We start from the raw sequence: 14,340 nt of genomic DNA, 5'->3' as shown, positions 1-14,340 counted from the left end.
CTAAGCTAGGCGCTTAACCGGGAATTTTAGCCCCGCCCCTGGACACCGAGGCCCCTGGCCGCAGCAGATTAGTCATTGACACCGGTCTCGGCGAGCCGGCGCTCCGCGTCGTTGACGTGCTCCGCCACGGTCTGGGCACGGCGCCGCACCGATTCCGCCCCCGCCGGAGCCGGGGGGAGCGCGAGTCGGAGCATAGCTGCTGCCTCGGCCGTCGTCGCCAGGGAGTTCCCGGCCGTGGACAGGGCCCGGTGGACTCCGGCCAGGCGTCCCGGGATATCGAGGCCGTCGCTGGGCGATCGCCGCTGGGCCTCCACGCAGATGTCCCGGACCCGGCCCGAGAGGGCGGAGAGATCATCGGCAATGGCCAGGAGGTCAACATAGAGTGCCTCGTCCTCCACTCCCTCGAGAATCTGGTGGTAGCGGTCGAGGCCCCGGATGAAGCGGTCGTGGGCGCGCCGCCAGAGACCCTTGCCGAGCTCAACGTCGTCTTTGCGGCCCTGGCGGGCAGCGCTGAAGAATCCCACAAGCGCCCTAAAGGTACTGGCCGGGACCGTGGTCCGGGTCCGCGAGGGCGGGAGACCGCGGCGTCTTCGCGCCGGGCCTGGGCGCTTCGGCGCGTTGCGGCTCGCCGTTCTCTCCGATAATCACCCCGGGGGCGATCACCGTTCCGGGTGGCAGCTGGCGGAGCTGCGCCTGGGCCGCGGCGTGCTCCCGGGAGGCATGCTGGGCCGCGAGGGCAGTCTGGATGCCGTGGAAGAGGCCTTCCAGCCAACCGACCAGCTGGGCCTGGGCGATCCGCAGTTCCGCGTCCGACGGGGTGCCGTCTGCAGGAAAGGGAAGGGTGATCCGTTCCAGCTCCTCAACCAGTTCCGGCGCGAGACCGTCCTCGAGTTCCTTGATGGAGCGTTCGTGGATCTCCGCCAGCCGGATGCGCGCTGCGTCGTCGAGCGGGGCTGTCTTAACTTCATCAAGGAGCTGCTTCATCATGGTCCCGATCCGCATGACCTTCGCAGGCTGGTCCACGAGGTCCTGGAGCTGGCCGGACCTGGGCCGCGCAGTGCCTTCCAGGGGAACACCGCCGTCGGGGTCAGTTGGGTGCGGATCGCTCATGGGTTCATACTCTCACGTGCCCCGAGCCATCGGCCGCACACCGCGGAGGGCGCCGCCGGGCACTTTCGTACCCCGCGGCGCCCTCCGGTAAAGGCCTCGCCAATCAGCTTGAACTGATCAGCAGCACCTGCCCTGCGGATTGGCTTCCTGGCGGTCCGTCTGGTCCCGCCAGAACTCCTTTTCAGTCATCGGCGCGGAACCGTGCCCGGCGTCGGCGTGGTGGGCCAGGTACTTTGCGTACGCATCCTCGCCCATCACCCCACCCAGGTACCGGGCGAATCCCCGGAAGCCCGCCAGGACGGCATTCATCGGAGCCCCGCGCATCAGTGGTGGGCGGCCTTGGCGGTCCGCTTCTCCGCCGGCAGCTGGTCCCACGTTGACTTGAGCTCACGCTCTGCCGCGGTGGGGATCGGTCCGGCCGGAGCGAAGACGCGGGACGGCAGGGCAGGATCCTCATTGTCGCTGTTGACTACTCCGGCCTTGACGTTGCGGAACGCCTTGTACGTGGCGATGAGTGATGCGGCGATGACGATGATGCTGAGCACCACGAAGATCACCGAGAGCCAGCCCTGGATGGCGGTATTGCGGATCACTGCCTCCATGGCCGGGACGGTCTTGGCTGTGCCGAAGGAGGTCTTGCCGTCCGCGAGCGCCTTGGAGAAGGCCGCGTTGTTGGCGAAGTAGCCGACCGCCGGAGTGGACGAGAAGATCTTCTGGTAGCTGGCCGTGATGGTGACGACGGCCGCGAACGCCATCGGCAGGGCGATGATCCAGAGGTACTTGAAGGATCCCTTCTTGGCCGCGATCGCAAGGCAGACGGAAAGGGCGATGGCGGCGAGCAGCTGGTTGGCGATGCCGAACAACGGGAACAGCGTATTGATGCCGCCCAGCGGGTCCGTGACGCCCATGATCAGCACGGCCCCCCAGGCCGCGACCATCACGGCGGTGGCGAGCCAGGCGCCGGGACGCCAGGAGTGCTCTTTGAACTTCGGGATGAAGTTCCCGATCGAGTCCTGCAGCATGAAGCGCGCCACCCGGGTGCCGGCGTCGACCGCGGTCAGGATAAACAGGGCCTCGAACATGATGGCGAAGTGGTACCAGAAGCCCATCAAGGCTGTGCCGCCGATGAATTGCTGCATGATGTGGGCGAGACCGACGGCGAGGGTGGGCGCCCCGCCGGTGCGGGACACGACAGTGTTTTCGCCGACGTTCGCGGCCGTCTCGGACAGCAGGCTCGGGCTGATGTTGACGCCGGACAGTCCCAGGCTGTTGACCCAGGCGGCCGCCGTTTCGACCGTGGTGCCGGTGAGGGCGGCCGGAGCGTTCATGGCGAAGTAAAGCCCGCGGTCGATGGAGATCGCTGCCACGAGGGCCATGATGGCCACGAAGGACTCCATCAGCATTCCGCCGTAGCCGATGTAGCGGGACTGGCGTTCCTTTTCGATCAGCTTCGGGGTCGTGCCGGAGGCGATCAGGGCGTGGAACCCGGACAGTGCACCGCAGGCGATGGTGACGAAGAGGAACGGGAACACGGCACCCGGGAAGACCGGACCGTTGTCGCGGCTGGCGAATTCGCTGAAGGCCGGGACGGAGATTTCCGGCCGGACCACGATCACGGCGAGGGCGAGCATCACGATGACGCCGATCTTCATGAAGGTGGAGAGGTAATCACGCGGAGCCAACAGCAGCCAGACCGGCAGGATGGCGGCGATGAACCCGTAGACGATGAGGGCCCAGGCGATGGTGACCTTATCCAGGGTGAAGAAGGCGTCGCCCCACTCGGTGGCGGCGACGGCACCGCCGCCAATGATGGCCGCCATCAGCAGCACGAAGCCGATCAGGGAGACTTCCAGGATCTTGCCGGGGCGGAGGAAGCGCAGGTAGATGCCCATGAAGAGGGCGATCGGGATGGTCATGCCGACGGAGAAGACGCCCCACGGGCTCTCGGCCAGGGCGTTGACGACGACGAGGGCCAGGATGGCGACGATGATCACCATGATCAGCAGGGTGGCGATCAGCGCGGCGGTGCCGCCGATGACGCCGAGTTCCTCCCGGGCCATCTGGCCCAAGGACCGTCCGCCGCGGCGCATGGAGAAGAACAGGACCACGTAGTCCTGGACGGCGCCGGCGAACACGACGCCGAAGATGATCCAGATGGTGCCCGGGAGGTAACCCATCTGGGCGGCGAGGATCGGGCCGACGAGGGGCCCGGCGCCGGCGATGGCGGCGAAGTGGTGGCCGAACAGGACGTTGCGGTCCGTGCGGACATAGTCCTTGCCGTCGGCTTTGTACTCCGCGGGCGTGGCCCGGCGGTCATTGGGCTTGAGTAAATACCGCTCGATGACCTTCGAGTAGAAGCGGTAGCCGATCAGGTAAGTGCACACCGCGGCGAACACGAACCAGATGGCGTTGACCGTTTCGCCGCGGACGATTGCCAGCATGAACCAGGCAACGGCACCCAGCAGGGAAATCGCCGCCCAGAGCGCAATTTTCGCGGGCGTCCATTTGCGGTCCTCGGTGTCGAGCACCGTCGCATCCACCGCGGTGGGCGGAAGGGCCGGGTCCGGCGTGATGCCGTCGTCGACCAGTACATTCTTTGGCGTGCTATCCGGCATTGTGCCCATGTCTCCTCCTTGAGAAACCCCAGCGGGGCAAGTCCACGAACAGAAGTGCCCCAAGGCACCCTACCAAGCACGGCGAGGCCTGGGTATGGCCTTGCGCCGGGCGGCCTGGAAGTGGCGACGAACGGCGCGGGAAATTCAGGCGGGCGGACCGGTCAACTGCATGAGCCGTGCCTCGCAAAGGTCCAGCCAGCGCACCTCGGCCTCGGTTTGAAAAATCAGTGAATCCAGCACCAAAAGCCGGGCGGTGTCAGTCGGGTGCTGCTGGGACGCCATGTCACGGCGGGCCTTGGTGTACTCCTGCAGGGCCCGGATGGACACGGCACGCTGGACGTGGATCGCGGCGCCGACGTTCACGCCGGGCAGCGTCAGCCCCAGGGCAAGTTTGATGGCCAGTTCATTGCGCGGCGGGCTGGCCCGCGGCACCGGGGAGCCGAACCAGGTGCCGACTTCTTCCCGGCCGGCGGACGTGATGCTGTAGATCACGTGGCCCTCGCCGTCCGCACCGTCCTTGCTGACCAGCCCGTCGCGTTCAAGGCGGTCGAGCGTGGTGTAGACCTGCCCGATGTTCAGTGGCCAGGAGGATCCGGTACGGTCTTCGAATTCGAGCCTGAGCTGGTAGCCGTAGCGCGGCCGGTCCTGCAGGAGGGCCAGAAGGCTGTGACGGATGGACATGCTGCTCCCGGAGGGTGGCGGAACGCCAGCATACACGCGCCCCAAGACGCGTGTATACGGCGTATGTAATGACACTACCGTCGTTCTCCATCGCCGGGTAATTTCGGTATGCCGCCGATGGACGACGCCGACGCCGCCGGGCGGACTACAGGACCAGCAAGACCTTGCCCACGTGGTCCCCTGAATCGAAGTAGGTGTGCGCGGCCGCGACCTGGTCCAGCGGAAACGTTTTGGCCACGAGCGGGCGGATCCGGCCGTCTGCCAGCATCGGCCAGACTGCGTCCCGGACGGCGTCCATGATTACGGCCTTCTCCTCCACGGGCCGCGGGCGCAAGGCAGTGGCAATGATCGCCGCGCGCTTGGCCAGGAGTTTGCCGAGGTCCAGCTCACCTGTGGCGCCGCCCTGCAACCCGATCACCACGAGGCGCCCATAGACTGCCAGGGCGTCCACGTTCTGCGCCAGGTATTTGGCGCCGACGACGTCGAGAATGACGTCGGCGCCCTTACCCCCGTTCTGTGCGCGCAGGCTTTCCGGGAAGTCTTCCTCGACGTAATTGATCGCAATGTCCGCGCCGAGGAACGCCTTGGCGGTGCTGACCTTCTCCACGGTGCCCGCCGTGGTGGCCACCGTGGCACCGTAGGCCTTGGCCAGCTGGATGGCCATGGTGCCGATGCCGCCGGTGGCCCCGTGAATCAGGACCGTCTCCCCCGGCTGCAGCTGCGCCGTCATGATCAGGTTGGAGTACACCGTCGCCGCCACTTCCGGCAGCGATGCTGCCGTGACGAGGTCCACGCCGTCGGGAATCCTCAGGACCTGACCCGCAGCAACGGCCACCTGCTGGGCGTAGCCGCCGCCGGCCAGCAGGGCCACCACTTTGTCACCCACGGAGAAGGGCTTGCTGACATTGGGGCCAAAGCCGGCGATCCGGCCGGAGACTTCCAGCCCGGGAACCTCCGAAGCGCCGGGCGGGGGCGGGTAGTATCCCTTCCGCTGCTGGACGTCGGCGCGGTTGAGGCCGGCGGCGACGACGTCGATCAGCACTTCACCGGGACCGGGCACCGGGGGCGGAACCTCGCGGACCTCCAGGACCTCGGGTCCGCCCGGCTTTGCGATGTAGACGGCCTTCATGGAGAACTCCCGATTTCTAGCGAACGTGTTGCAGCCTGCGGCAGGGGGGCGCCTGTGGCACCCGGAATCCGCAACGCTTCCTTCCACAGTATGCGAAAGCAGGAACCCCGGTCCGCGGGCGCGGCCGCGGTTTTTGTCGCTGCCGACTGCCTATGAAACACTACTCGGTAGGGAAGGTTGTCCGAGCGGCCGATGGAGCTGGTCTTGAAAACCAGTGTGCGGTGACCCCGTACCAAGAGTTCGAATCTCTTACCTTCCGCGAATAATGCCCCCGGGCCAGCGCTCAGCGCGGAACCGGGGGCATTTTTGCGGGCAAAGCAGACCAGCGGTCTCCAGCCCGCGCCGGCCGTGCGCTCGTTTCGCAAAGCGTCGGCGAGCTGCTGCCTGGGCGTGAGGTGATGACCGCCGTCGTACTCCACCGCGAGCCGGTATTGCGGGCACGCCCGATCGATCCACAGTGGACGGCCTTGTTCGTCCAACAGCACGTAGTTGGGTTTAAAGGCCGGCAGGCCGGAACGCTCGAAGAGCAGGCCGAGCCTGGTTTCCGGGGGCGAACCACCCCCGACGCGGACATGCCCCAGAGAGGCCCGCAACAAGCGAAGACCAGCCACAGTGCCGTTGACGCGCGGCGTATTCCAGGAATGCCCCAAGGGTCAGGCGGGCGGTCTGGGGTAGTGGTAGCGCACATGCTCGCTCATGGCCGCGAAAAGGACGCGCCGGCGGGTGCGGCGGCCCGGACCCCTTGAAACCGCGGCCGCTCCGGCCTACGCTTCCGGTGTTTCCTCGAGAACCCACTCCGTGCGGACCGTCAGCCGCCGGGCCGCCGCAGCAGAGCGAAGGAGCCCGCAATGCCAACCCCTGAGCACGCCAATGGAGCGCCGTGCTGGATCGACCTGATGACCTCCGACACGGAAAGAGCTAAAGCCTTCTACGGGACACTGTTTGGCTGGACGTTTGAGACCGGGGACCAGGAGAAATATGGCGGATACATCACGGCACTGAAGAACGGCCAGCCGATCGCCGGCATTATGCAGAAGCAGGAGGGCCAGGCCGGGTTCCCGGACGTATGGTCCACCTACCTGCGCACGGATGACGCCCGGACGGCTGTCAAGAGCGCCGCCGAGCACGGCGGACAGGTCTACCTTGAGCCCATGGACGTGCCCGGCCAAGGCACCATGGCGATGATCGGCGACGCCACCGGCGCGGCAATCGGGCTGTGGCAACCTGGCGCCATGAAGGGCTACGGCCTCGCCGCGGAACCCGGCGCCCCGGCGTGGCACGAACTTTCCGCCAGGGATTACGCCGCCGCCGTGAAGTTCTACCAGGACGTGTTCGGGTGGGGCACGTCCGTTCTGAGCGACACTCCTGAGTTCCGTTACACCATGCTGGGAGCCGGGGAGGCGGCGAAGGCCGGGATCATGGACGCCGCCGGCTACCTGCCTGCGGAGGTACCGTCCCATTGGCAGGTCTACTTCGCCGTGGAAGACACAGATGCCGCCACCGAAGCGGCTGTGGCCATGGGTGGCCAGGTGATCGAGGCCCCCGCTGATACGCCGCACGGGCGGCTTGCTAGCCTTGTTGACCCCACTGGAGCCATGCTCAAAATCATCGCCGAGACGGTACCGGAAGCCCCCTGATATACCGTCCCTCAAGGCCGCCGGAACCCCGGCAGCCTTGGGAAAAAATGCGCAAAAAAATTACCGGCCGGGCCCTTCCCCCGGGGCTACCGGCCGGTATTCTTTTGGAGTGCCCGGCCGGGCATGGGGCCCGGCACGGTAAACCCGGTTTGAGCCGGTGCTGCACCCATTCCGTTGCCGGGATGCACCGTTGGTGCCCCGGTTCCGGCTGTGACGCGTTCCGCTGGGGGACGTCTCGCCGAATGCACGTGCAAGACACATCGTGTTCATTCACTCCTGTTTTGATGTGCCGGTAACTGCTTGACCAGGAGCAGGACCGACCGGTCCGTGGCATCACCCGGACACCCTCCACCCAGCCCTTACCCGGGCGCCCCAATGAGAGTTAGAGCGGATGAAACACTTACCTTGGAAAACCGCGCTGGGCACAGCGCTGTCAGCGGGGCTCATCGCAGCACCGCTGGCCGCTGTGCCGGCGTTCGCCGCGGAGGTCTCCCCGGCAGCGGCCGGCACCTCGCCAGTCATTATCAACGAGGCATACCTCAGCGGCGGCAGCGCCGGAGCAGCCTACAAGAACAAGTTCATTGAGCTGTACAACACCTCGGATGCACCGGTCGCCCTGGACGGCTGGTCCCTGCAGTACCGCCCCGGAACCGGCAGCACGGCACCGAGCGGCCCCGTTCCACTGAGCGGCAGCATCCCGGCCAAGGGCTACTTCCTGATTAAGGGCGGAACCAACGCCAGCGCATCGACGGCCGCTGACCTGCCGGCGGCCGATCTCACGGCCACCGGCTTCAACCCGAGCGGAACCACCGGGACGATCGTCCTCGCCACACAAACGGCGGCGTTGAACCCCCTGGGCACCGGCTCAGTGATCGAACCGGCCAATGTCGCTGATCTGCTCGGCTATGGAACGTCCAACACCTTTGAAACGCAGGCCGCAGCGGCGCCGTCGGGCAACTCCGACGTCAAGAGCCTGAACCGCAGCAACGGCGTGGACAGCAACAACAACTCCGCAGATTTCGCCCTGAACACGACCATCACCCCCAAGGCCGCCAACGGCGTGGCCGCCCCTGTCGATCCGCCGGTTGATCCGCCCGTCGATCCCGGCCCCGCCACTCCCCCGACGGTCAAGACCATCGCCGAGATCCAGGGCAACGGCGCTGCCAGTCCCCTCGTCGGGAGCTCCGTCACCACGCGAGGCAAGGTCACCGCGGCATTCCCCACCGGAGGGTTCGCCGGCTACTACATCCAGACCCCCGGCACCGGCGGCGACCTGACCCCGGCCAGCCACTCGGCGTCGGACGCCGTCTTCGTCTTCTCGTCCGCAACGGCCGGATCCGTCCAGATCGGCGACTACGTCGAGGTAACAGGCGCGGTCAGCGAATATTTCGGCATGACCCAGGTGACCGTTGCCGCCGCGGCAGATCTGAAAAAGCTCACCGAGGCCGCGCCGGAAGTCAAGGCCACCGGCTTTGCGCTCCCGGCTGAGGAAGCCTTCCGGGAATCCCTCGAAGGCATGCTGCTTACCCCGCAGGGGCCCGTCACGGTTGCGGACAACTTCTCCCTGAACCAGTACGGCGAAATCGGCCTGGCCGGCGGAACCACCCCGCTGGAGCAGCCCACCGCCGTCGCGCCCTTTGGTTCAGCCGGGTACACCGCCACCGTCGCCGCCAACGCCGCCCGCGGCATCAAGCTCGACGACGGCGCCACCACCAACTTCCTCAAGGACGCCACCACCAAGGCCCTGCCGCTGCCGTATCTGACGCCCGCGGAACCCGTCCGCGTCGGATCACCGGTGAGCTTCAAGACCAATGTGGTGCTCAGCTACACGAACAACTCCTGGAAGTTCCAGCCGCTGACCCAGCTGACCCCCGCCAACGCGGACACGGTCCAGCCAATCAGTTTCGGTGCCACCACCCGCACGGACGCCCCGGCGGCCGTGGGCGGCAACCTCAAGCTCGCATCCTTCAATGTGCTGAACTACTTCCCCACTACGGGGGACCAGATTGCGAGCTGCAAGTTCTACACCGACCGTGAAGGCAACCCCATCACCGTCAAGGACGGCTGCAACCTCCGCGGGGCCGCCAATGCGGAAAACTTCAAGCGCCAGCAGGACAAGATCGTCACCGCCATCACCAAGTCCGGCGCCGACATCGTGACCCTGATGGAGGTCGAGAACTCGGCACAGTTCGGCAAGAACCGTGACGATGCCCTCGCGAAGCTCGTGGATTCGCTGAACATCGCGACGCCCGGCATCTGGGATTACGTCCGCACCCCCGCCAACGCACCCCCGCTGTCTGATGAAGACATGATCCGCACCGCTTTCATCTTCAAAAAAGCAGCAGCAGAGCCGGTGGGCGAATCCATCATCCACAACGACACTGCCGCCTTCGCCAGCGCCCGCAAGCCGCTGGCCCAGGTCTTCAAGCCGGTCGGCGCAAGCGAGGACAAAAAGTTCATCGCGATCGCCAACCACTTCAAGTCCAAGGGCTCAGCCGCGACCCCCGCCGACACGGACAAGGGACAGGGCGCCTCAAACCTCGCCCGCACCGCCCAGGCCCAGTCCCTGCTGGCGTTCTCCGATGAACTGCAGAAATCCAAGGGCACCGACAAGGTCTTCCTGATTGGCGACTTCAACTCCTACGCCAAGGAAGACCCGATCAACGTCCTCACGGGCGCCGGATACGTGAACCAGGACGAGAAAGCCAAGAACGCCGACGGATCCGCCAAGCACTCCTACCTCTTCGGCGGCCTGGTGGGCTCACTCGACCACATCCTCGCCTCACCGGGCGCCAACGCCATCGCCACCGGCGCGGACATCTGGAACATCAACTCCGTGGAATCCGTGGCGCTGGAGTACAGCCGTTACAACAGCAACGTCACCAACTACTACGTCCCGGACCAGTTCCGGGCGAGCGACCACGATCCGGTGGTGGTGGGGCTGGATCTGCCTGTTACCCCGGCCCTGCCGGCCAGTGTGGAGCTGAACCTCCTCAACATCAACGATTTCCACGGCCGGATTGATTCGAACACGGTGTTCTTCGCGGGAACCGTCGAGAAGCTGCGGGCGGCTGCCGCTCCCGGCGCCACGGCGTTCCTCTCCGCAGGAGACAACATCGGCGCCTCCCTGTTCGCCTCCGCGATCGCCAAGGACCAGCCGACCATCGACGTCCTGAACGCCCTTGAGCTGCGCACCTCGGCCGTGGGCAACCACGAGTTCGACGGCGGCTGGGCTGATCTGCGCGACCGCGTCATCGCGGGCGGAACCAACGCCACGTTCCCGTACCTGGGCGCCAACGTTTACAAGAAGGGCACCACCGAGCCGGTTCTGCCGGAATACACGGTGCTCGAGCTGAACGGCATCAAGGTCGCCGTGATCGGAACTGTCACGCAGGAAGTGCCCTCACTGGTCACCCCCGCCGGCATCGCCGACCTTGAGTTCGGTGACCCTGTCGCGGCCATCAACCGCGTCGCCGCGACGATCAAGGCGGACAAACTGGCCGACGTGATCATCGTGGAAAACCACGACGGCGCCGGCTCCGGCACGCCCGAGGGCTCCACCCTGGCACAGGAAGTCGCCGCCGGCGGCCCCTTCGCCAAGCTGGTCACCGAGGTCACCCCGGACGTTGCGGCAATCTTCAACGGCCACACCCACAAGCAGTACTCCTGGGACGCACCGGTCCCCGGAGTTGAGGGCAAGACCCGCCCGATCGTCCAGACCGGCAACTACGGCGAGTTCATCGGCCAGATCCAGCTGACCATCGACACGAAGAGCATGTCGGTGACCGGCTACAAGGCCGGCAACGTCAAGCGCACCACCACCGCGGACCAGCCGGCCACCGACCTCGTGGCCACGTATCCCCGGGTCGCAGCCGTCAAGACCATTGTTGACAAGGCCCTGGCCGACGCGGCGGTCGTCGGTAACCAGCCGGTTGGCAAGGTGAGCGCGGATATCACCACCGCTTTTACCACTGCCACCGCCACCACCCCGGCAACACGCGATGACCGCGGCAGCGAGTCCACTCTGGGCAACCTCGTCGCCGACTCCCTGGTCGACTCGCTCAAGGCGACGGAACTGGGCGGCGCCGAGATAGGCGTCGTCAACCCGGGCGGCCTGCGCAACGAGCTCTACTACGCGCCGGACGGCACCATCACCTACGCCGAGGCCAACGCGGTCCTGCCGTTCGTGAACAACCTGTGGACCACCTCGCTGACCGGCGGGCAGTTCAAGACGCTCCTGGAACAGCAATGGCAGACCAACCCGGACGGCACGGTTCCCAGCCGCGCCTACCAGCAGCTCGGCCTGTCCAAGAACGTCAACTACACCTACGACGCTGCCCGCGCCGCCGGTGACCGGATCACCTCGATCCGGGTCAACGGCGCACTGATCGACCCGGCAAAGTCCTACCGGATCGGAACGTTCAGCTTCCTGGCCACAGGCGGCGACAACTTCCGCATCTTCACCTCCGGAACCGGCACGAAGGACTCCGGACTCGTGGACCGCGACGCCTGGATCAAGTACCTGCAGGCGAACAGCCCGGTCGCCCCGGACTTCGCCCGCCGCTCCGTCGCTGTGGTGAACTCCACCGCCGCCGAGGTCAAGCCCGGGGAGGCCATCACCCTGGCCGTCTCCAAACTGGACCTCACTTCCCTTGGCAGCCCCGTGAACACCGCACTGCGCGCCGAGTTCACGGCCGCCAACGGCACCGTCACAGCACTGGGCACGGTGCCGGTTTCCGCCGGCGCCGCCACGGTGAGCGTTCCGGTTCCCGCCGGCGCCGCTGCCGGTACGGGCACCCTGGTGCTCACCGCCGTCGAATCCGGCACCGTCATCAAGACAGCCGTAAAGGTCGCAGCCAGCGCCCCTGTCCCGCCGAAGTGCACCGCACCGGTTCCGCCGAAGAAGTGGTACGACGTCGTTGGGTGGATCAAGTACTCGATCGCTTGGATCCAGTACCAGAAGTGCCTGAAGGGCTAATTTCCCGGCCCTGACCCAATGAGCATGCCCTCCCCCGGGCCGCAGCAGTGGACATATAGCCAATATGTCCGTTGCCCGGCCCGGACGGAGGGCATGCTCAGTTGTTGGCGAGGCCTTCGCACCCCAGGACGGCCCGGACGGAGGGCATGCTCAGTTGTTGGCGAGGCCTTCGCACCCCAGGACGGCCCGGGCGATCTCGTCGGCGTCCCGCAGGGTCCGCTGGCCGCTGCGGTACACCGGCCCGTTCTTTTGCCGGGCCTCGGCCGCGATCGCGGTGCCCCACTGCACGGCGGAGAGCTGCAGTCCCAGGACGTACAGGCCGTCGGTCACCGCGCCGGTGGCGTCCAAGGGCCGGTAGGGGTGGGATGCCACATCCAGCCCGGACGCCGGAACGGGCGTTCCTTCCGCCGTCATCATGAGCCGCGGCCGGAGCAGGCCTTCGGCGATCAGCTGTTCCAGCAGGGCTGATTCGTTGACCGCAACCCGGTTCGCGGGCGCCAGCGCCTCAACCATGGCCCCGGCAGCCACCACGTCCCCGCCGCCGTCCACGCTGTTGCCCACCCAGGGTGAGACGGCCGTGAACGTCCCGGCGCTGCGGTCCACGCCGAACTTCGGGTCCGGCCCGACGAACCGGACGACGCCGGCGCTGACCAGCGCCGCGAGCTGTTGGGCCCGCAGTGCCGGCGGCCCGCTGGCCAGGCCTTCCACGAATGCTTCGAACCAGCCCCGGAGCCCGGCGACCCAGGATGCGTCGGTAATGCCCCCGTCCGCGACGACGGTCTTCAGCACCGCCCTGCCGTGGTGCAGCGCCCCGATGGCCATCTTCACCGGGTCATCTTCGCCCTGGGCGGACCGCCGGGCATCGTCGAGCAGGTAGTCGACGACGGCGTGGTCGAGTTCCGCGCGGGAGCTAAAGGACCGGCCGGCCAGCGGCGCTGCCAAACCCAGGAGATTGAGCCGGTGGGAGGGGCGGAGGTGGACCGCCAGGACGGACTCCACCTGGTCCTCCCACTTCACGGCGGAATGCGCGTGCGGGTGCAGGGCCTCCTCCAGCGCTTTCAGGAATTCCCGCGGATCCGTCAGGATCGCGCCGGGTTGCGAGCGCGCCAGCGTCGAGTAGTAAGCCCAGAGGGCATCGCGGTGCAGGAGGGGCCAAAGATCGTGGTCGAAGCCCGGCCGGATACCGGCTTTCCCAAATTTTGCCAGAGCACTTTCGGTGCAGTACTTCAGGACCACTGCGTCGGGGTAGTAGCCGGTGAGGGTTGCTTTCGCGCGGTACGGTGTGCCACGCCGTGACGCTGCAAAGATCAGCGGTTCACGGCCGGAAGGCAGATAGCGTAGGCCGCCGTCCTCGTCGGGCACGAACTGCCCGCCGCGGCCCTCGGTCAACTGGCCCATGGCGTCGAAGAAGTTCAAACCCATCCCGCGCACCAGCACCGGCTTGACGGCCGGCACCAGCGACCAGTCGACGTCGGTAGGAACGGCCGGCGGCAGGTACAGCAGCCCCAAGTCCGCCGCCGCCGCCGCCAGTTCGCGCTGTTCGGGGTTGAGCCGGGATGCCAGGTGGCCCAGCGCGAGCACCACGGAATCAACGGTGAGCACGGCGCCGTCGGCAAGTCCGACGTCGAACCGCACTCGGGGCTCGTCCGCTTCCCCCGGGGCGGGGGCGCCGGCGTGGCGGACGGACACGGCCTCCACTGCGTGGAAATCCACGGTGGCCCCGGCGGGCAGGCGGGACAGCAGCTCCTCAAGGGTGCAGCGCAGGTAGCGGCCATACAGGGCCCGGCTGGGAAAGTCCGCGGGTCCAAGCCCGGACAGTTCGGCGCGCTCCTCCGCGGTGAGCGAGGGCAGGGGCTGCTCGCGCTGACGCTCGCGCCAGCGGTCGAAGGTGGAGCCGGCCAGCGGCGGTGCGAGGTCCGGGTCCTCCGGGATAACGGTGGGGTAGAAGGACTGCGTGTTCATTATATAGAGCCGGGACTGCCCTGGCTGCCACACGTGCCCCGGACCGGCCGGGTAGGGATCGATGACGTCAATGTGCAGGGTGCTTCCCGGACCGGAGGGCGACCAGTTGGCCAGCAGCCGTTCCAGGACGCTGGTTCCCCGGGGACCGGCGCCAATCACTGCCGTCCGGATGCTCTGCGATATGCCCACGGCATCCAGCGTATCCGCAACGGGCCCGCTGCCCGGACC

At 66.9% G+C, this 14,340-nt stretch carries 9 protein-coding genes and 1 tRNA gene; 3 read left to right on the top strand and 7 right to left on the bottom strand.

The annotated features are described in order from the left end of the window. Positions 1-68: 68 nt before the first annotated feature. The 6 genes from VUN84_02510 to VUN84_02485 form a co-directional block, all read right to left on the bottom strand. A complete protein-coding gene (locus tag VUN84_02510) occupies positions 69-524 on the bottom strand; it encodes a hypothetical protein (GenBank protein XAS64573.1) in 456 nt (151 codons plus the stop codon). 7 nt (positions 525-531) lie between these two features. Beyond that, the gene (locus VUN84_02505; protein ID XAS64572.1) at positions 532-1,110 is read right to left on the bottom strand and encodes a bacterial proteasome activator family protein; all 579 of its coding nucleotides are present in this window, start codon (positions 1,108-1,110) and stop codon (positions 532-534) included. 117 nt (positions 1,111-1,227) lie between these two features. After that, on the bottom strand, positions 1,228-1,419 hold the full coding sequence (locus tag VUN84_02500; protein XAS64571.1) for a YbdD/YjiX family protein: 192 nt from the start codon (positions 1,417-1,419) through the stop codon (positions 1,228-1,230). A 14-nt stretch (positions 1,420-1,433) separates the two neighbouring features. Then, positions 1,434-3,734, bottom strand: coding sequence for a carbon starvation CstA family protein (locus VUN84_02495; protein XAS64570.1), 2,301 nt, complete (start codon positions 3,732-3,734; stop codon positions 1,434-1,436). A gap of 135 nt (positions 3,735-3,869) precedes the next feature. Next, positions 3,870-4,406, bottom strand: a complete 537-nt coding sequence (locus VUN84_02490; GenBank protein XAS64569.1) for a PadR family transcriptional regulator — start codon at positions 4,404-4,406, stop codon at positions 3,870-3,872. Between the two features lie 145 nt (positions 4,407-4,551). Next, positions 4,552-5,535, bottom strand: coding sequence for an NAD(P)H-quinone oxidoreductase (locus VUN84_02485; protein ID XAS64568.1), 984 nt, complete (start codon positions 5,533-5,535; stop codon positions 4,552-4,554). 171 nt (positions 5,536-5,706) lie between these two features. Here VUN84_02485 and VUN84_02480 point away from each other — a divergent pair. The 3 genes from VUN84_02480 (at position 5,707) to VUN84_02470 (ending at position 12,150) form a co-directional block, all read left to right on the top strand. Continuing rightward, positions 5,707-5,794: transfer RNA gene (locus tag VUN84_02480), tRNA-Ser, on the top strand. Between the two features lie 589 nt (positions 5,795-6,383). Next, entirely contained in the window at positions 6,384-7,172 is a 789-nt protein-coding gene (locus VUN84_02475; GenBank protein ID XAS64567.1) for a VOC family protein, read from the top strand. Between the two features lie 391 nt (positions 7,173-7,563). Beyond that, entirely contained in the window at positions 7,564-12,150 is a 4,587-nt protein-coding gene (locus tag VUN84_02470) for an ExeM/NucH family extracellular endonuclease (protein XAS64566.1), read from the top strand. Between the two features lie 150 nt (positions 12,151-12,300). Here the strand turns inward: VUN84_02470 and VUN84_02465 are convergent, their stop codons facing one another. Continuing rightward, positions 12,301-14,301, bottom strand: coding sequence for an FAD/NAD(P)-binding protein (locus VUN84_02465; GenBank protein XAS64565.1), 2,001 nt, complete (start codon positions 14,299-14,301; stop codon positions 12,301-12,303). Between the last annotated feature and the right edge of the window lie 39 nt (positions 14,302-14,340).

Source organism: Micrococcaceae bacterium Sec5.8 (assembly GCA_039636775.1).
Lineage (GTDB): Bacteria > Actinomycetota > Actinomycetes > Actinomycetales > Micrococcaceae > Arthrobacter.
Note: the sequence above shows the minus strand (reverse complement) of the source record. Positions and strands in the feature narration are given on the sequence as shown.

Bases quoted from the DNA above. Each gene is read 5' to 3' on its own strand.
- VUN84_02505 (XAS64572.1), bottom strand. From the start codon at position 1,110: ATGAGCGATCCGCACCCAACTGACCCCGACGGCGGTGTTCCCCTGGAA.
- VUN84_02500 (XAS64571.1), bottom strand. From the start codon at position 1,419: ATGAATGCCGTCCTGGCGGGCTTCCGGGGATTCGCCCGGTACCTGGGT.
- VUN84_02495 (XAS64570.1), bottom strand. From the start codon at position 3,734: ATGGGCACAATGCCGGATAGCACGCCAAAGAATGTACTGGTCGACGAC.
- VUN84_02490 (XAS64569.1), bottom strand. From the start codon at position 4,406: ATGTCCATCCGTCACAGCCTTCTGGCCCTCCTGCAGGACCGGCCGCGC.
- VUN84_02485 (XAS64568.1), bottom strand. From the start codon at position 5,535: ATGAAGGCCGTCTACATCGCAAAGCCGGGCGGACCCGAGGTCCTGGAG.
- VUN84_02475 (XAS64567.1), top strand. From the start codon at position 6,384: ATGCCAACCCCTGAGCACGCCAATGGAGCGCCGTGCTGGATCGACCTG.
- VUN84_02470 (XAS64566.1), top strand. From the start codon at position 7,564: ATGAAACACTTACCTTGGAAAACCGCGCTGGGCACAGCGCTGTCAGCG.